Genomic DNA, 16,429 nt, shown 5'->3' on the forward strand with positions numbered 1-16,429 from the left:
GCTTGGTGAATTCTGAGCTAAAGCGCATGGCTTAGCAGAGAGTGGCTGCGTTGTGCGACCATCGCGCTTTGTTTTTGCTCAGGAGTGGCGTCACATGGCCCGCGTTGTTTTTGAACTGCCATCGCAGTTCACTTTTTCTACCGAACTGCCCATTTACATCGGCCATATCAACCACGGCCAGCACTTGGACAACGCCCAGTTGCTGGCGCTGGTGGGCGAGGCCCGCACCCGCTTTTTTACTTCGTTGGGCTATACCGACCGCGATGCCGAAGGGCTGGCGCTGGTGGTGGGTGATGTGGTGGTGCAATACCAGTCTGAAGCCCTGTATGGCGAGACCTTGCGCATCGAGATGGCCCCGGCAGATTTCAACAAATACGGCTTTGATTTGGTGTTTCGTATCACCGAAGCCAGCCAAGGCCGTGCCGTCGCCAAGGGCAAGCAAGGGCTGGTGTTTACCGACCCACAAGACCACAAAGTGCGTGTGCTGCCTGCGGCTTTGCTAGCCAAGTTGGGGCAAGCATGAACCAACTGCAAATTTTTCTGCCCTGTGCGGCGGGCGTTGAGGGTTTTTTGGCCGATGAGGTACACCAACTCACCGGCCTGACCGGCCACGACCTGCTCACAGGCCGGGGCGGCGTGTTGCTGCGCGCCTCTTGGCGTGATGCACTGCTGCTCAACCTGCATTGCCGCCTGGCACAGCGCGTGTTGGTGCAATTGGCGCACCGTCCGTACCGCTCTGAAAACGATTTGTACGAGATGGCCTCCAGCGTGGCTTGGGAGATTTGGTTCACGCCACGCCAGAGTTTCAAAATCGAGGTGACGGCCCAACACAGCCCCCTGACCAGCCTGAACTTTGCTGCCTTGCGCATCAAAGATGCGGTGGCTGACCGCTTTCGCGCCAAAACGGGTGTGCGCCCCGATGTGAATACCCAATGGCCCGATGTGCGTATCCACCTGCACCTGACCACCGACCAAGCCACCGTTTATATCGATACCTCGGGCGAGCCGTTGTTCAAACGTGGCTGGCGCGAAGACAAAGGCGATGCGCCGTTGAAAGAAACTTTGGCCGCCGCCATGATTGCCGCCACCGGCTGGAACCCAGAGGGCGAGACCCCCTTGCCCCTGTATGACCCCTGCTGCGGCAGTGGCACGGTGCTGATCGAGGCTGCCCAAATCGCCTGCCGCATTGCCCCCGGTATGCGCCGCCGCTTTGCCTTTGAAAAACTCCTGCCCTTCCAAGCCCATGTTTGGAACGCCCTGAAGAACGAAGCCGCTAGTGCCGAACAAGCCAGCCCAGTGCCCATTTTTGGCAGCGATGTCTCGCACCGTATGGTCGATTTTGCCCAGCGCAATGCCGAGCGGGCAGGCGTGGCCGCTGCCGTGCAATTGCGCGGTGGCGATGCCTTGCAGCGGATGCCCCCCTGCGCACAGCCCGGCCTGATGTTGCTCAACCCCCCCTATGGCGAACGGATTGCCGCCGCTGGCAGTGCCGGGCGCAATGCCCACGACCGGGCCGCTGAACGCGCTGGGGGGGCGGCTGTGGGCCGCGAAGTGGCACAGACGGAAGATGGCGGCGAGTTTTTCCTGCAACTGGCTGCCCATTGGAAGAAAAACTATACCGGCTGGCAAGCATGGATGCTCACCCCCGACCTGAAACTGCCCGGCAAAATGCGCCTGAAAGAATCGCGCCGCGTGCCCATGTGGAACGGCCCGATTGAATGCCGCCTGTTCCGCTTTGATTTGGTGCAAGGCTCGACCAAGCCACGCCGCCAGCCGGTTGCAGCAGCAGGGGCACCCCAGCATGCGGGTTGAACTGCGTTGGCCTTTGGTGGTGGAGGGCACAGCAGCACCGCTACCGCGCGCCTTGGTGCTCGACACCAATATCGTGCTCGATCTGTTGGTATTCAACGATCCGGCCATGATCCCGGTGCGCCAGTGCTTGCGAGAGGGCAGTCTGCGCTGGGTGGCTACCCGTCCTATGCACGATGAACTGGAGCGCGTGTTGGCCTATCCGCAAATTGCCAAGCGGGTGGCGTTTTATGACCTCACGCAGGCACAGGTGCTACAAGCCTATGCACAGCAGGTGCAATGGCAGGAGGTGCCAGCCCGTGTGCCAGCGGTGTGCAAAGACCCCGACGACCAGAAGTTCATCGATTTGGCCGCTACCTGTCAAGCGGTGCTGTTGAGCAAAGACAAAGCCGTGCTGTGTATGCGCAAACGGCTGCTATTGCGCCACGATGCCCATGTTGCCACCACACTGGTGGTTGCCCCGATGGTGGCGCCATGAGCGGTGGCCGCAGACTACACTTTCCTGATTCTCTACCCTGCGATTGCAGTACCCCAAGGATTTTTGATGAACAGCCCTATTTCTGCCCAGCCCGCTGAACCCCCTGCAGCCCGTGGCCTGACCCCTGACGAACTCGACGAGCTAGATGCTTTGCTGGAGGATTTGCGCACCCGTGCCGAAGAAATCCCGCAATGGGAGTTTTGTGATGGCTTTCTGACGGCGCTGGTGTGTAGCCGCCGTCTGATTGGCCCGAATGAATACTTGCCCATGCTGTTGGGTGATGGCGAGGTGCTGGAGGTGGCCCCAGACCAGCCCTTGCCGCAGTTGCCAGTCTTTGCCAACGCAGAGCAACAGGCCCGTTTTCTGGAGTTGTTTGGCCGGCGCTGGCAGGCCGTGCAGGAATCGCTGGATTTGCCAGTGGAGCAGCGCACCGAAGATAACGCCTTTCACCCCGAAGTGGAAGATGTGCGTGCCGTGGTGGCCAGCCTGCCCGAGGCAGAGCGTGCCGAGATTGAGGCCCACGATATTCCCTCGTTGGGCCAAGTGTGGGCCTTGGGTTTTATGTTTGCGGTAGAAAATTGGCCCGAGGAGTGGGCTGCACCGCGCGACAAAGAGGCTGCACAGTGGCTCAACGACGCTTTGGATGGCATCGTTGCCCTGACCGAGGACGACACAGGCAAACCCAGTGTGAACCTGTACGATGAGAACGGCCCTGCCACCATCAGTGATCGGCGTTTGGATGACTTCAGTGATGCGTTGGCTGCGGTGTATGACCTGCGCCAGCTGTGGCAAAGCATGGGGCCACGGGTGGAGAGCGTTCGCAAAGCCCCCGAGCCAGGCCGCAATGATCCTTGCACCTGTGGCAGCGGCAAGAAATACAAGAAGTGCTGTGGCGCTTGAGCCACTGCCGCTGCGCAGCCGCTGAGGCTCAGAGTTTGCGCAGGCGCTGGACGTCGATCTCTATCGATGTCCAGTGCTTGTCCACCTCGCCCGAGATTTCTACCTTGTCTTGTGGTGACACGCTCTGGCCGCTCCAGTGGCGCGCATCAATTTCTACCTCTATGGTGCCGGTGGCGTCACGAAAGAGGTAGTTCTCTCCCCCCAGGTGGCGCTCAATCTGGCCGCGCAAGGTCACTGGGGTATCGTCGGCCAAAGACTTGGTGTGCTCTGCCGTGACCACGGTGGCGGGGCCAGTAAAACCGCCTGCAGCGGTTTGGGCCAATGCGCTGGCACACAAAAGCAGGGTAGCGGTCAAGGTGGCAAGGGTCTTGGCGGGCATGGTAAGGTTCCTGTGAATGCTGTCGATAGCCGCATTGTGTGGGCCTTGTCTGATCGCCGCATTAACGGTGTGGTGGCCCGTTGTGGTCAGCCCATCGGAGGCCGGGGCCGATTTTTGTTGAAAAGAAAAAGGTGCGCTGTACGCGCGCCGGATAAATCGCATGACGATTCCTGTATTAGGCCGCTGGCGCTCTGAATGGGCGCCTACTGGCATTACGCGCGAGTTGCTGGCTGGGGCTGTAGCCACCTTTGCCTTGATTCCTGAGGTCATTGCCTTCTCGTTTGTGGCGGGGGTCGATCCGTCTGTAGGCTTATTTGCCTCTTTTGTCATTAGCATCGTCATCGCCTTTGCTGGGGGCCGCCCGGCGATGGTGTCAGCCGCAGCAGGATCGGTGGCACTGGTGGCCGCACCGTTGATGCAGTCGCATGGCCTAGGCTATTTGTTGGCCGCTGGGTTGCTGGCTGGGTTGGTGCAAGTGTTGTTTGGCTTGCTGCGGTTGGGCGTGCTGATGCGCTTTGTCTCCAGCTCGGTGCGGACGGGTTTTGTCAATGCGCTGGCGGTGTTGATTTTTGCTGCACAGTGGCCGCATTTGGGCGGTGCCAATGCTGCCACGCTGGCTATGTTGGCATTGGGCCTGCTGCTGATTTATGGCCTGCCCCGTTGCGGGGCACTGTTGGGCTGGCGGGCCTTGACGGCCATTCCGCCGCCTTTGGTGTGCGTGTTATTGCTCACACTGTTGTCCAGCCTGTTGGGCTTGCCCTTGGCAACCGTGGCCGATTTGGGCCAGTTGCCCGAAGCCCTGCCATTGTGGGCGTTTCCTGAGGTGCCTTGGGACTGGCAAACCTTGCGCATCATTGCCTTGCCTGCTTTGGCGATAGCCTTTGTGGGTCTGCTCGAATCGGTGCTCACGGCTGCTGTGGTGGATGAGTTGACCGACACCCCTAGCAACAAAAATCGAGAATGCACCGGCTTGGGGCTGGCCAACATCGCCGCCAGTTGTTTTGGCGGCATTGCCGGGTGCGGCATGATTGGTCAAGCCGTGGGCAACGTCAAGTATGGTGGGCGTGGGCGCCTCTCTACCTTGTTTGCGGGTGTGTTTTTGTTGATTTTGATGGTGCTGCTCAAGCCTTGGGTGTCGCAGGTGCCGGTGATTGCACTGGTCGCCATCATGGTGATGGTGTCGGTAGAAACGTTCGACTGGAAGTCTTTGCGCACGCTGTGGCACCATCCACGCCTGTCCAGTGCGGTGATGCTAGCGACGGTGGTGGTCACTATTGCCACACACAATTTGGCCGCTGGCGTTACGGTGGGTGTGGTGCTCAGTGGGGTGTTCTTTGCCTTTAAGGTGTCGCGGATGTTGCAAGTGCACAGCACAGACGATGCCACCACGGGCCTGCGCACTTGGCGGGTAACGGGGCAAGTGTTCTTTGCCTCTGCTGATGCGTTTGTTGAGGCGTTTGATGTGCGCAGTGCCGAGCAGCGCCCAGTGTGCATTGATGTCTCGCAAGCCCATTTTTGGGACATCACCTCGGTGGCGGCACTGGATAAGGTGATTGCACGCCTGCGCCACCACGGTTGCACCGTCCATGTGGTTGGTTTGAACGAGGCCAGTGCCGTGCTGATCGATCTGCAACGTCCCGAGCGCCCAGACTCCCACACCGCCCCTTGAGCCAAACGGTCTCAGTGCAGCCCTGTGGGCGTGGTGGCAGTGTGAGAGACGAGGCGATAGATGGTGGGCTGTTCGGTCACCAGCGTTCCTGTAATACCATGCAGCGATTCGGAGTGCCCCACAATCAGGTGTCCATCGCGTTTGAGGTAGGGCAGCAGGTTGGCAATGACTTTTTGTTTGGTCTCGTGGTTGAAATAGATCAGCACATTGCGCAGAAAAATCACATCAAAACTGCCAGGCACATGCTGTGGCTCTAGCAGGTTGCAGTACATGAACTGGGTGCGCTCGCGCAATTGGCGGCAGATCAGCAACATGCCCTGCTGATCCATGATGCCCTTGAGACAGTATCTTTTCAGCAACGCCTTGGGGATGCCGCTGGTGCGCTCGAGCGAATACAGCCCCCGGCGGGCAGCCGATAGCACCTTGGTGCTGATGTCCGTGCCCACAATCTCCCAGGCTTGCGTGCCCAAAGTGTCGGCCAGTACCATGGCCACGCTGTAGGCCTCCTCGCCGCTGGAGGAGGCAGCACTCCAGACACGAAACGTGCCCCGCGCCCCGCAGCGCGCAGCCTTGGCACGTAGAAAATCAAAATGCTGTGGTTCCCGGAAAAAATAGGTCTCGTTGGTGGTGATCAGATTCACCATTGTCTGGCGCTCTTGGGCTTGGGCCGCTTGGCTCAGGTGCTGAAAATAGTCACCAAAGCTGTGCAGTCCCAATGCACGCAGCCGCTTGGCCAAGCGCCCAACCAGCAAGACCTTTTTGGCCTCGGACAGGCTGATACCTGCCATATCGAAAATCAGCTTTTGGAACTGAGAGAACTCCCGGCTGGAGATGGAGTCCTCACCATACAGCAGAAAGTCTCCCATAGCATGGCCTTACTCAGATCGAAGTGCCGAACGCACGGCAATTTCTTGCAGTGACAAGATGCGGTCTATATCAATCAACACCACAAATTGTTGGTTGATGTTGGCCATGCCCCTGATGAAATCGGTGCGCAAACGGGTGCCAAACTCGGGCGCTGGCTCAATGGCTTGGGGAGGAATTTCCAGTACCTCTGAGACAGCATCCACCACCATGCCCATTTTGTGCTGGCTGGCACTGTCTGAGGTGTTGTCATCGCTAGCGGTTTCTACAATCACAATGCAGGTGCGCTTGCTCACCGGGTGGGGGGTGCGCCCAAAGCGCACGGCCAAGTCCACCACAGGCACCACGCTGCCACGCAAATTGATCACCCCCCGAATCAACGAGGGCACCAGTGGAACCTCGGTCAGTGCGTGGTACTCGATGATTTCCCGAATCGCCAGAATGCTCATCGCAAACATCTCCGCCCCCAGATGGAAGGTGAGGTACTGCTGCGGGTCGGTGCCCGCAGCGAGTACGGCATCCTGGGCCAGTGCGGACGAAGATGCAAGGCTTGGCAGTGTCTGGCTGGTCATGGCCGCCTCCGCTGGGGTGGACTAAAAACGCACGAAATGCGATTCGTCGGGACTGCTGGTGTCTGCCAAAGCGTTCGACCGGGCCGAGGCAATGTGGGCCACGGCTGTGCGTTGTGCGCTGGCAGTGCCGGGTTTCTTGCCCGCCTTCCATGCGGTGGGCTTGGGGGTGATGGAGGAGTGCCCGCCCACTTGGAAGAAAGACATGATTTCTTGCAGGTTGATGGCTTGCGTTGACATCTCTTCTGCCGTGGCGGCCAGTTCTTCGGAGGCGCTGGCGTTTTGCTGTGTGATCTGGCTCAACTGGCTCATGGCCGTGTTGATCTGGTTCACACCCACGGTTTGCTCTTGGGATGCTGCGGTGATCTCCTGCACCACATCGGCTGTCTTTTGCGTAGCGGGCACGATCTCATCGAGCAATTTGCCAGCCTTTTCGGCCATGCCCACGCTATTGACAGCCAGTTGGCCGATTTCTTGTGCCGCCACTTGGCTGCGTTCGGCCAGCTTGCGCACCTCTGCGGCCACCACGGCAAAGCCCTTGCCATGCTCGCCCGCCCGTGCTGCCTCAATGGCCGCGTTCAGGGCCAGCAGGTTGGTTTGGTAGGCAATGTCGTCGATGATGCCGATCTTTTTGGCAATTTGCTTCATGGCCACCACGGTGTCGTTGACTGCCCGGCCCCCTTCAGCCGCTTTGGTGCTGCCTTCGGCAGACATGCTGTCTGCAATCTTGGCGTTGTCGGTGTTTTGTTGGATGGAAGATGCCATCTCATTGATGGAGGCGGAGGTCTCTTCTACAGAGGCGGCTTGCTCACTGGCAGCCTGTGACAGGGCTTGCGATGTGGAGGACACTTGGACGGTGGCAGAGGCCAAGGTTTCTGCCGTGGTGTTGACCTCGGTGATGGTTTGTGCCAGCTTGGTCACCATGTTGTTGACACTGTCTTGGACGTTCTTGATCTCGCCTTTGTAGTGCCCTTGCACTGTTCGGGTCAGGTCGCCACGCTCCATGTCGCCAATCACGGCAATCACCTTGTCGATGGGTTCAGTGATGCCGTCCAAGGTTTGGTTGATGCCATCCACCAGCTTCTTGAAATCTCCTTGGTGTTTGCTGGCATCGGCACGCACATGCAAGCGCCCATCGGCACCCGATTGAATCAAGACATTGGTATCGTTCAGTACGGCCTGAATCGACTGTGTCATGCCTTGCATAGCGGCCAGCAGGCTGGTGCTGTCACCGTGCCTGAGCGCGATCTTGCTGCTCAAATCACCCACCGCAATGCGGTTGGCGATGTGGGCGGCCTCGTCAGGCTCGCCACCGAGCTGGCGCAGCACGGAGCGGGTGACCACCCAACTGATCATGCCCACCGTGAGCAGCGTCAGAGCGGCAATCAGCAGTGAGAGGGTCAGGGCACGCTCTTTGGTGGCTACAGCATCGGCAATGCCTTTCTTGCCCATCGTGACGTTGTAGCCAAAGTGCTCTTCCAGGGCACTTTCGAGCCGTGTGCCGATCAGACCGGCCTGCATCGTGAAGGCCTTGGCTTTTTCGATGCCTTCTGGGCCATTGTGAACTTCTTGGGTAACGTTGAGCAGCAACGGCTCATACTCTGCATAGATTTTGCTCACTTGCAGAAAGAGGGACTTGTCTTTCTCATCGGCAATGGTCTTTTCGTAATCCTTGAGCCCTTGCAGAATGCCTTCACGGTCTTTGCGGATGTTGTTCTCCAACTCCATCCGATCGGACTCTTTGTTAACGATGATGAGCCGGTTGGCACTGACTCGTAAATTGAGAAAATGCTTTTGCACATCTGCCAAGATGACCAATGCTGGCACGGTGTTGTCGCTGGTGAAGTTGGCTGCCTCGAAGACGCGATCCATATTGTGCTGAGCCATGGCGGTCAGCATCGCAATGCCAATCAGTGCCGATCCAGCCAGCAGGCCCATCTTTTTGGTGATGGTGAATTTCATTGTGGAACACCTTTTCCTTGTGCAATGGGCAAAGAATAACTGTGATTCTGTATGGCAAATCGTTGGGTGCTCAGGTGCTACTCCGATATTGGTGGGCATCCCGGTGGGTGACATAGCGCACCAGACTGGGCACGTCCATGATCAATGCCACGCGGCCCGAACCCAGAATGGTGAAGCCACTGATGCCAGCAATTCCTTGAAAAACGGCTCCTAGTGGGCGGATCACGGTTTGGTGTTCACCTTGCAAGGTGTCTACCACCAGCCCCGCCCGGTGGCCTGCATAGCTGACCACTACCACGTTTTCTCGCACCACGGGTTGCAACAAAAAGGCCAGTTCTGGGTCTGTCGTGGCGGTGTTGGCCTCCTCGTGCGCTGGTGCTGGTGCTGGCGCATCGGCTATGGCAAACAATTCTTTGAGTCGGATAAAGGGCAAGACTTCGCCACGCAGGTTGAGTTGGTCGCGGCCTTGGGCGGCCTGCATCTCTTGGGCAGTGAGTTCGACACATTCTTCCAGCATGTCCAGCGGAATGACGAAGGAGGAGTGACCCACTCCCACCAAAAAACCGTCGATGATGGCCAGGGTCAAGGGCAGGCGAATGCGGATGGTGGTGCCTACGCCCTCGGTGCTCTCGATTTCGGTGCTTCCGCGCAGGGCCATGATGTTGCGGCGCACGACATCCATGCCCACACCCCGCCCCGACAGGTTGTTGATTTTTTCGGCGGTAGAAAACCCCGGCTCAAAAATGAGGTTGTGAATTTCACTGTCGGACAGTGGCTGTTCGGGCTTGACCAGCCCCCGCTCAATGGCCTTGGCCAAGATGCGCTCTTTGGGCAGCCCTCCGCCGTCGTCAGAGACCTCAATCACGATGCTGCCCGAATCGTGGTAGGCGTGCAGTCGCAAGGTGCCCTGGGCTGGTTTGCCTCTGGCCAAGCGCACTTCGGCTGGTTCAATGCCGTGGTCCATCGAGTTGCGCACCAGATGGGTGAGGGGGTCGCTGATTTTTTCGACCACGGTTTTGTCCAGCTCGGTCTCGGCCCCACTGACTTCTAGTGCGATGTCTTTGCCGATTTCTTTAGAGACATCGCGCACCACACGCTGAAACTTGTTAAAGGTGGCACCAATTTGCACCATGCGCAGTTGCAAGGCCGAATCGCGCACCTCCTCCACCAAGCGGTTCATCACGGAGGCGGCCTCCAGCAGCTCGGGTGCGCCGCTTTTGAAGGCACATAGGCTAATGCTGGCGCTGGCAATGATGAGCTCTCCGACCAGGTTGATGTGCTCGTCCAGAGTTTGTGCATTGACGCGGATCAGCCCTGCATCTGTGCTTTTGTTTTCTTTGGGCCGTGGTGGCGCTGTGATGGCCGTGCTGGTGCTGCTGGCAGGCGCTGGGGCCGGTGCCGCTACCGGGGCCGCAGTGGGTGGGGGTGGGGTTTCGGGGCGGTGCAAGAAGGCTTGGGCCTCGGCACGGGTGAGGCTGGCACATTGCACGAGGCATTCGCTTTGTCGCAACAGGTCTGCGGGCGAGTCATCATGGCCGGTAAAGTAATCGGGCAGTGGGCTGTGCGGGGGCAGGATGCGAATTTGGGCCTCGTCACGCACAAATTCGAAGACGTTTTCAATCGCGGCCTGTTCTGCCTGGCTGTCATAGCAGATTTCGAACCCAAGGTAGCAGTCCTCTGGGTTCATGTCGTCGGCGGCAGGAATGGCGTCGCTCAGGGTGACGATGTGAATGATTTGGCCCAAAGTGCCCAAATATTGCAGAAAGGCCACCGGGTCCATGCCATTGCGCAACACATCGCGGCCAAAGCGCAGGGAGATATGCCAATGGCTGGTGGTAGCGTAGTCTCCCACTGTGGCATCAGGTGCGGGGCTGGCGTGGGTCAAAGTAGCCATCGGTGCCGGTGCAGAAGACGCCTCTGGTGGTGCAGTGGCTTGGGCGTGGTGGCTGTTTTGGTCGCTGGCCTTGAGCTGCTCTACCAAGGCTTGGCTGTGTTGGTGGATTTCGGAGCTGGGGGGTTGGTTGCTGGCGACTAAATCAATCAGGGTGCCGATATGGTCACAGACTTCTAACAGCAAAGCCACCAATTCTCGGCTGATGGGCAACTCGCCAGCACGCACCTTGTCGAGTACGTTTTCGGCATGGTGGGTGAAGGCCACCAGATGGTCGATTCCAAACAACCCTGCCGAACCTTTAATGGTGTGCGCTGCCCGGAAAATTGCATTGATCAAATCGTTGTCACCGGGGGTCTGCTCAATGCGCAGCAGCGCCTCCTCCATGTTTTCCAGCAGTTCACGGCTTTCGCCGATGAAGGTTTGGAGAGCGTCGTCCAGATTCATGTGCAACGTCCCTCAAAGTGGATGGGTCGGTTTATGTTACTGCACGTATCCGTGTCAGGCCAGATGCAGGAATCCATAGACAATAGCTATTGTCTATAAAAACCACGTTGGCTGTAGCCACAGTGCAGGACATGATCCATGCTATGAATTGTGTGCAGTGCTGAATATCCGTTACTTGCTGATTTGCGCTTCAGTGGATACTGATTCATCATCAGGTAATACTGAGCTGGTAAGGAGCCTATATCTTGAAAGGGAGTAGCAGGATGCACCCTGTCCATGTCGTTCTGACCGATGATCACCAGCTTGTGCGCAGCGGTTTGCGCCAGCTTTTGCTGGAAGCGGGCAATATCGTTGTGGTGGCAGAGGCCGCAGATGGTCAAGAACTACTGGAGTTGTTGCCGGGTTGCACCGTAGATGTGTTGGTGTTGGATTTGTCCATGCCCGGCTTGAGTGGTGTGGAGTTGCTCAAGCGGTTGCAACTGTTTTATCCGCAGTTGCCGGTGTTGGTGCTGTCGATGCATGCCGACCCCGATGTGGTGGCCCGTGTGTTGCGTGCTGGGGCGGCGGGGTATCTGAGCAAGAATTGCGCCCCTGCGGTGCTGGTGGAGGCCGTTCATAAAATTGCGGCCAAGGGGCACTTTATTGATCCGGCACTGGTCGATGCGGTGGTGTTCCGCTATGGCGGCAAGATGGAGGCTGAGAGCGCACCAGGACGGCTGTCGCCACGGGAGTTGCAAGTGCTCGAGCGCATTGCCGCCGGTCTGTCGCTGGGGGAGATTGCCCAAGAGTTGCACCTGAGCCCCAAGACGGTGAGCACCCACAAGATGCACTTGATGAAAAAGCTAGACTTGCGCAATAGCGTTGATTTGCTCAAATATGCGGTGCGCCACGGTATGACAGTGAGCTAAGTGCTGCTGCATCACGCGGCGGTGGCCTGCACCAAGGTCTGCAGCACATGCAGTGCGTGGGCCACGGTGGCTGCGCGCACATCGTGGCGCTCACCAAGAAACTGTTGCCGCTGGCTGTGGGTGCGTCCGGCAACACACCATGCAAACCAGACGGTGCCGACTGGCTTGTCGGCACTGCCGCCGCTGGGGCCAGCCACGCCGGTGACGGCCAAGCTGACTTGGGCGCTAGAGTGGGCCAATGCCCCCTCGGCCATGGCCCGTGCAACGGCCTCACTGACAGCGCCGTGGGTGGCGAGCACATCGGCGGGCACGTCCAGCAGTTCTGTTTTGGCCGCATTGGAGTAGCTGACCCAGCCGCGCTCAAACCAGAGACTAGAGCCTGCCAGATCGGTGCAGGCTGCGGCAATCAAGCCGCCCGTGCAACTCTCGGCGGTGGCCAGTGTCCACTGGCGGGCCTGCAATGCCGTGGCGATGGAGGCCAGCACATGGGCCAGTGTGCTGGCATCGGTGCCTGTGAAGGTGGGAAGGGTCATGTAAAAAAGCGCCAAAGCGCGATCACGAGCAAAGTGCAAAAGGCGGCGACAAAGTCATCGAACAGAATGCCCCAGCCCCCGCGCCAGCCAAAGCCCTTGAAGAGCCGGTCGGCCCAAGCCACTGGGCCGGGTTTGACGGCGTCAAAAAAGCGAAACAGCACAAAGGCGGTGAACTGGCCCCAAAAACCCATGGGCATGGCGAGCCAGAGCACCAGCCAAAAAGCCACCACCTCGTCCCAAACGATGGCACCGGGGTCGGCTACGCGCAAGGCCCGCGCCGTGACGGTGCATGCCCACCATCCCCCCAGCGTTGCCAACACAATCAGCAGCCCCATGCGCAGCGGATCGAGCCAGTGTTGCAATAGCAAGAAAGACAGCCATGCCCACGCCGTGCCTACGGTGCCGGGGGCGGTGCGGGCCAAGCCAGCACCACAGCCCAAAGCAATAAAGTGGGCCGGATGCACCAGCAGGAAACGGGTGGTCAGGGCCACAGGAGGGGCATCGTATTGCACGGGCATAGAGTGGCAGGGAGTCAGGGCACGCTGGGGGTGGGGGCCGCGGGGGCGGCGGGGGTGTGCTGGCGCACCAGCAGCACAGGCACTGGGGAGGTACGGGCAATTTGTTCTGCATCACTGCCCATGAGCAGGCGCTCCAAACCGCGCCGCCCTTGGGTGCCGAGCACGATCAGTTGTGCGCCCCATTGCCGAGCATGTTCCACCACCAGTTGGGCCACGCTGGCATCCAGATTTTCCAGCAATTGGCTATCGCTGCGGATGCCTTGGTTGTGGAGTTGCTCACAGGCGCGATCAAGCAAGGCTTGGGCGGTGCGCAGCGCCGCCGGCAGCACGTCTTGGCTGTAGGTTTCGGGGCGCTCAAAGCCGCTAATGTGGGCCAGTGGATCGACGATGTGCAGCAGCCGCAACTGCGCACCGGCCAGCCGGGCCAGCCCAGCGGCTTCTTTCAGGGCTTGTTCGGAGGTGGGGCTGCCGTCAAAAGGCACCAGAATACGGGAATACATGGCATTTATCCTTTGACATCCTCTCCGGGCTAAACCCCGGAGATTCCTACTGCTAGACGGCGATGCCCCGCCGGGAGAATGTTGCGTGCTGCATTCACGTCGCGGTCGTGTACCGCACCGCAATCGCTGCACGTCCATTCCCTTATTCGCAAACCCGCCCTACCTTTCGGACTGCTGGCGGGTATGCTCCCGCAGCACGAGCAAGTTTGGGTTGAATACGCTTCGTTCACTTCCATAAAGACGATACCGGCCTGATGGCTCTTGTATTCCAACATCGTCTTGAGCGTGGCCCAGCCCGCATCCAGTGTGGACTTGGCCATTTTTGTTTTGACCAGCTTTGCGCTGGCTGCGTCGCCCACGAAGATGGCGGCGTTTTCTCTCACCATCGTGGTGCTGAATTTGTGCAGCGCATCTTTGCGCTGATTGGCAATTTTTGCGTGGATGGCTTTGACCCGGTGCTTTTTATGCGCCCGTTGTGCTTTAGCCAGTTCCAATTCATGCTGGCGATACCAGCGGCCATGCTCTTTTTTTTCGTTTGACGCCGTGGCACAGTCTTTCAGGCCCAAGTCGATACCCACACTGGCCGTTGCCACTGTAGGCTTGGCTTGCGCCTTGACTACGATATTGAGATGCCAACGCCCCCGGTTGTCCTGACTAAAACTGCCAGAACGTAGCTCATAGTCTGCCAAGCCGTAACTATCCCAAAGGCTGAATTTCTGTCCGGCAAAGGCGACTTGCCCTGCCTTGTACTGCAAGGCCCGCGCTTTGAAAGGAATCCAGCCCAAGCTGTATTTGCTGCTCTGGGGGTTGGAGACACACCAGCGCAGCTGGGCCTTTTTGAACTGCCTGCGGGCCTTGGCATAGTCTTCACACACTTGCTGCACGGTGGGCGAACCGATGTGTATGCCATCACACTTGCTGAAACCGTTGGTTAGCTTTTGCAGGTCGTAGCCCGAAAGCCACTGATGACGCTCACGGATGGCGCGGTGGCTGGTTTCGTTGCAAAAATTCCAGACCTGATTAACCTCACGCGCCATCGCAGATAGCACGCGAGCGTGTTTATCTTTGATGCGTAGGCGCAGGGTTTTGGTGCAATTCATGCTGTGCATTATGCTTAAACGCAGGGGTGGTCTATGGTCGCCCTCGTACTTTGCCTCAAGTTGCGCAGGTGCGCCGATTGGTATTTTTAAACAATCCATCCAAGAACAGCAAACGCCCCATGAGGACGCCTACGGCGTCCGCACTCTCCCCGAGGCTTCCCGCGCTCTGGGTGAACAAAAGAGGCGGGGCGGCCGCTCAGTGGTGCTCCAACAGCTCTAGCTCTTTGTGGTAGCGAATGGTGTGTTCGGCGTTGAAGCTGGCGCTTGCACCAGCTGCCAACGGTTGTTGCCAGACAATGGTGCCATTTTGACCATTCCAAGTGTGGCTGCTGGGGGCTGGTTGGTAGTGGGATTCGACCTCGATTTTCTCGTGCCGTGAGATGGGGGCGGCATGTAGCACTTGCAACGCAATGGGGGTGCTGTGGCGGCTGTCGATGTGGTAGCTGCGCCGGGTGCGCCGCTCGGTGCGCGAGCCAGTCAGGCCCGTGCTGCCTGTCATGTCTTCTGGCGCGGTGGCCCGCACCCGCACCAACTCGTCGCGGCCAAAGGATAGGCTGCTGCCTTGGGTGCTGTCGGCGGTGGCAGCGGCAAAGTCCAGTCGTCCGGTGCCAACAAAAGCACCATCGCGGTACAGGCCTACTGGGCCAGCAGGCCAGACGCCCGGGGGCGGTTGTAGCTGCGCGACCAGATAGGCTGCCTCTTCCTCGGCGGGGGCGATACGGGTGACTAACTGTGCGTTGGTTTGGTGGCTGCCCAATGCCAGTGTGACGCGCTGGCCGCTGGAGGGCACGGTAATGCGCTGGGGTACTGCAAATTCGGTGGCAAAACCCTTGTCAAACACGCTCACATCAAAGCGGGGCATGGCCTCTGGGGTGCTACCACCGCTGTGTTTGAGGGCCATGCTGTCACGCATGGCAGGGGCTGGTGCCATAGCCATCATCGGAGCGGCAGACATGGCGGGGCGGGGTGGCGGGGCTACATCCAGCGTCCAAGGTCTGGGCAAGCGCCCTTGGGTGGAGCGCCCCGGCTGGCCGGTAGACAGCGTGAGCTGCACATGGTTCCAATCCTCACCGCTGGCCTGGGCTACCAAGGCCAACCGTTCCAATTGCACCGTGGCTTTGTCGGCCTGCAAGGTAGCGCGGTAGCTGGGTTGCCAGCCAGGGCCACGCACTTGGTAAGACAGGCGCAATTCGGCCTCTTGTGCAGTGGCTAAATTCACGGTCACAGACACCACCTGTGCTCGCAAACTGGCAATGCGGCCTTGCTCGGCCAGCAGCGGCTTGAGGGCCAAGTCTAGGGCTTGTTGGCGCCGCGCCAATTGGTGGGTGCGCTGCCCAGCGTTTTGCGCTGATTGGCGCAGCGCCTCTGCCGTGGCAGTGACTTGTGTGGCGCTGGTGGTGGGGGCCATACGGGTATCTGGTTTGCCCTCAGCAGGTGCACTGGGGGGCGTACCGGCCACGTTGCCCAAATAACGTTGCGCCAGTTGCAATGCCTCCATCTCTGCCTTGACTTGGGCGATTTGGTCTTCCAGGGTGCGGATTTGGCCCTCCAGAGGGCTGGCGCATTCTGGCGTCACGTCGCGGTCTTTGGTGTCGACATGGAACTCACCGATGCGCACGACCGCATCGGCCTGCACTTGCAGGCTGGCGCTGTCTAAAGACGCGGGCAAACAGGTGAAGGTGAAGCTGCGTGCCCCTGATGCGACACGGGCCACCCGTTCCACAGTGGCGCTGCCGGGATACACCGTGACTTTGGCAATGTGCGAGGCAGCGTTGGTGTCAGCGGTTGGTGCGGTGGTGGGGGCGGTATAGCCACTGTGGCAAGCCGTGGCACTGAACAGGGCCACCGCCAGCGGACGGGGCCAGAAAAAAGACAATCGGTTCAAGGGAGCCTCCTGAAAAT

Annotated in this window: 16 protein-coding genes and 1 pseudogene; 7 read left to right on the forward strand and 10 right to left on the reverse strand. The window is 59.2% G+C overall.

Annotation, left to right across the window (positions count from 1 at the left end; all coding sequences use genetic code 11):
- The first annotated feature begins 94 nt into the window (after positions 1 to 94).
- From ACFO6X_RS15140 to ACFO6X_RS15155, 4 genes are all read left to right on the forward strand, one after another.
- Positions 95 to 523: an acyl-CoA thioesterase gene (locus ACFO6X_RS15140; RefSeq protein ID WP_382434667.1), complete on the forward strand. Its 429-nt coding sequence runs from the start codon at positions 95 to 97 to the stop codon at positions 521 to 523.
- On the forward strand, positions 520 to 1,812 hold the full coding sequence (locus ACFO6X_RS15145; RefSeq protein WP_382434669.1) for a THUMP domain-containing class I SAM-dependent RNA methyltransferase: 1,293 nt from the start codon (positions 520 to 522) through the stop codon (positions 1,810 to 1,812). Before ACFO6X_RS15140 ends, ACFO6X_RS15145 begins: the two co-directional genes overlap by 4 nt.
- The gene (locus ACFO6X_RS15150) at positions 1,802 to 2,287 is read left to right on the forward strand and encodes a putative toxin-antitoxin system toxin component, PIN family (RefSeq protein WP_382434672.1); all 486 of its coding nucleotides are present in this window, start codon (positions 1,802 to 1,804) and stop codon (positions 2,285 to 2,287) included. Before ACFO6X_RS15145 ends, ACFO6X_RS15150 begins: the two co-directional genes overlap by 11 nt.
- Positions 2,288 to 2,353: 66 nt before the next feature.
- A complete protein-coding gene (locus ACFO6X_RS15155) occupies positions 2,354 to 3,187 on the forward strand; it encodes a UPF0149 family protein (protein WP_382434676.1) in 834 nt (277 codons plus the stop codon).
- Between the two features lie 28 nt (positions 3,188 to 3,215).
- On the opposite strand, the gene ACFO6X_RS15160 is transcribed toward ACFO6X_RS15155, so the two are convergent.
- Positions 3,216 to 3,566, reverse strand: coding sequence for a NirD/YgiW/YdeI family stress tolerance protein (locus ACFO6X_RS15160; RefSeq protein WP_382434678.1), 351 nt, complete (start codon positions 3,564 to 3,566; stop codon positions 3,216 to 3,218).
- Positions 3,567 to 3,726: 160 nt separating this feature from the next.
- Between ACFO6X_RS15160 and ACFO6X_RS15165 the strand changes: the two genes are divergently transcribed.
- Positions 3,727 to 5,235 carry a SulP family inorganic anion transporter gene (locus ACFO6X_RS15165; protein ID WP_382434680.1) on the forward strand — a complete coding sequence of 503 codons (1,509 nt, stop codon included), beginning with the start codon at positions 3,727 to 3,729 and terminating at the stop codon, positions 5,233 to 5,235.
- Positions 5,236 to 5,246: 11 nt separating this feature from the next.
- Here ACFO6X_RS15165 and ACFO6X_RS15170 read toward each other — a convergent pair whose 3' ends face one another.
- The 4 genes from ACFO6X_RS15170 to ACFO6X_RS15185 all read right to left on the reverse strand — a co-directional run bounded on the left by ACFO6X_RS15170 (position 5,247) and on the right by ACFO6X_RS15185 (position 10,968).
- Positions 5,247 to 6,101 (reverse strand): CheR family methyltransferase, encoded by an 855-nt coding sequence (locus tag ACFO6X_RS15170; RefSeq protein WP_382434682.1) that lies wholly within the window; start codon positions 6,099 to 6,101, stop codon positions 5,247 to 5,249.
- A 9-nt stretch (positions 6,102 to 6,110) separates the two neighbouring features.
- The gene (locus ACFO6X_RS15175) at positions 6,111 to 6,671 is read right to left on the reverse strand and encodes a chemotaxis protein CheW (RefSeq protein ID WP_382434684.1); all 561 of its coding nucleotides are present in this window, start codon (positions 6,669 to 6,671) and stop codon (positions 6,111 to 6,113) included.
- A 21-nt stretch (positions 6,672 to 6,692) separates the two neighbouring features.
- Positions 6,693 to 8,630: a HAMP domain-containing methyl-accepting chemotaxis protein gene (locus ACFO6X_RS15180; RefSeq protein ID WP_382434687.1), complete on the reverse strand. Its 1,938-nt coding sequence runs from the start codon at positions 8,628 to 8,630 to the stop codon at positions 6,693 to 6,695.
- A 70-nt stretch (positions 8,631 to 8,700) separates the two neighbouring features.
- Positions 8,701 to 10,968 carry a chemotaxis protein CheA gene (locus tag ACFO6X_RS15185; RefSeq protein ID WP_382434690.1) on the reverse strand — a complete coding sequence of 756 codons (2,268 nt, stop codon included), beginning with the start codon at positions 10,966 to 10,968 and terminating at the stop codon, positions 8,701 to 8,703.
- A gap of 263 nt (positions 10,969 to 11,231) precedes the next feature.
- Between ACFO6X_RS15185 and ACFO6X_RS15190 the strand changes: the two genes are divergently transcribed.
- Positions 11,232 to 11,876, forward strand: a complete 645-nt coding sequence (locus ACFO6X_RS15190; protein ID WP_382434694.1) for a response regulator — start codon at positions 11,232 to 11,234, stop codon at positions 11,874 to 11,876.
- Positions 11,877 to 11,887: 11 nt separating this feature from the next.
- Here the strand turns inward: ACFO6X_RS15190 and ACFO6X_RS15195 are convergent, their stop codons facing one another.
- From ACFO6X_RS15195 to ACFO6X_RS15210, 4 genes are read right to left on the reverse strand one after another with little or no spacing between them, the layout of a single operon-like run.
- Complete coding sequence (locus ACFO6X_RS15195; protein WP_382434697.1) at positions 11,888 to 12,409, reverse strand: CinA family protein; 522 nt, start codon at positions 12,407 to 12,409, stop codon at positions 11,888 to 11,890.
- Positions 12,406 to 12,927, reverse strand: coding sequence for a phosphatidylglycerophosphatase A family protein (locus ACFO6X_RS15200; protein ID WP_382434699.1), 522 nt, complete (start codon positions 12,925 to 12,927; stop codon positions 12,406 to 12,408). Before ACFO6X_RS15200 ends, ACFO6X_RS15195 begins: the two co-directional genes overlap by 4 nt.
- A 14-nt stretch (positions 12,928 to 12,941) precedes the next feature.
- Positions 12,942 to 13,427: a universal stress protein gene (locus tag ACFO6X_RS15205; RefSeq protein WP_382434701.1), complete on the reverse strand. Its 486-nt coding sequence runs from the start codon at positions 13,425 to 13,427 to the stop codon at positions 12,942 to 12,944.
- 29 nt (positions 13,428 to 13,456) lie between these two features.
- Entirely contained in the window at positions 13,457 to 14,527 is a 1,071-nt protein-coding gene (locus tag ACFO6X_RS15210; protein ID WP_382434703.1) for an RNA-guided endonuclease InsQ/TnpB family protein, read from the reverse strand.
- Positions 14,528 to 14,549: 22 nt separating this feature from the next.
- On the opposite strand from ACFO6X_RS15210, the pseudogene ACFO6X_RS15215 reads away from it, so the two are divergent.
- A pseudogene (locus ACFO6X_RS15215) lies at positions 14,550 to 14,648 on the forward strand (IS200/IS605 family transposase); the annotation flags it as partial.
- Between the two features lie 75 nt (positions 14,649 to 14,723).
- Here ACFO6X_RS15215 and ACFO6X_RS15220 read toward each other — a convergent pair.
- Positions 14,724 to 16,412: a DUF4139 domain-containing protein gene (locus ACFO6X_RS15220; RefSeq protein WP_382434705.1), complete on the reverse strand. Its 1,689-nt coding sequence runs from the start codon at positions 16,410 to 16,412 to the stop codon at positions 14,724 to 14,726.
- Between the last annotated feature and the right edge of the window lie 17 nt (positions 16,413 to 16,429).

This window comes from Giesbergeria sinuosa, assembly GCF_042652905.1.
Classification (GTDB): Bacteria; Pseudomonadota; Gammaproteobacteria; order Burkholderiales; family Burkholderiaceae_C; genus Simplicispira; species Simplicispira sinuosa.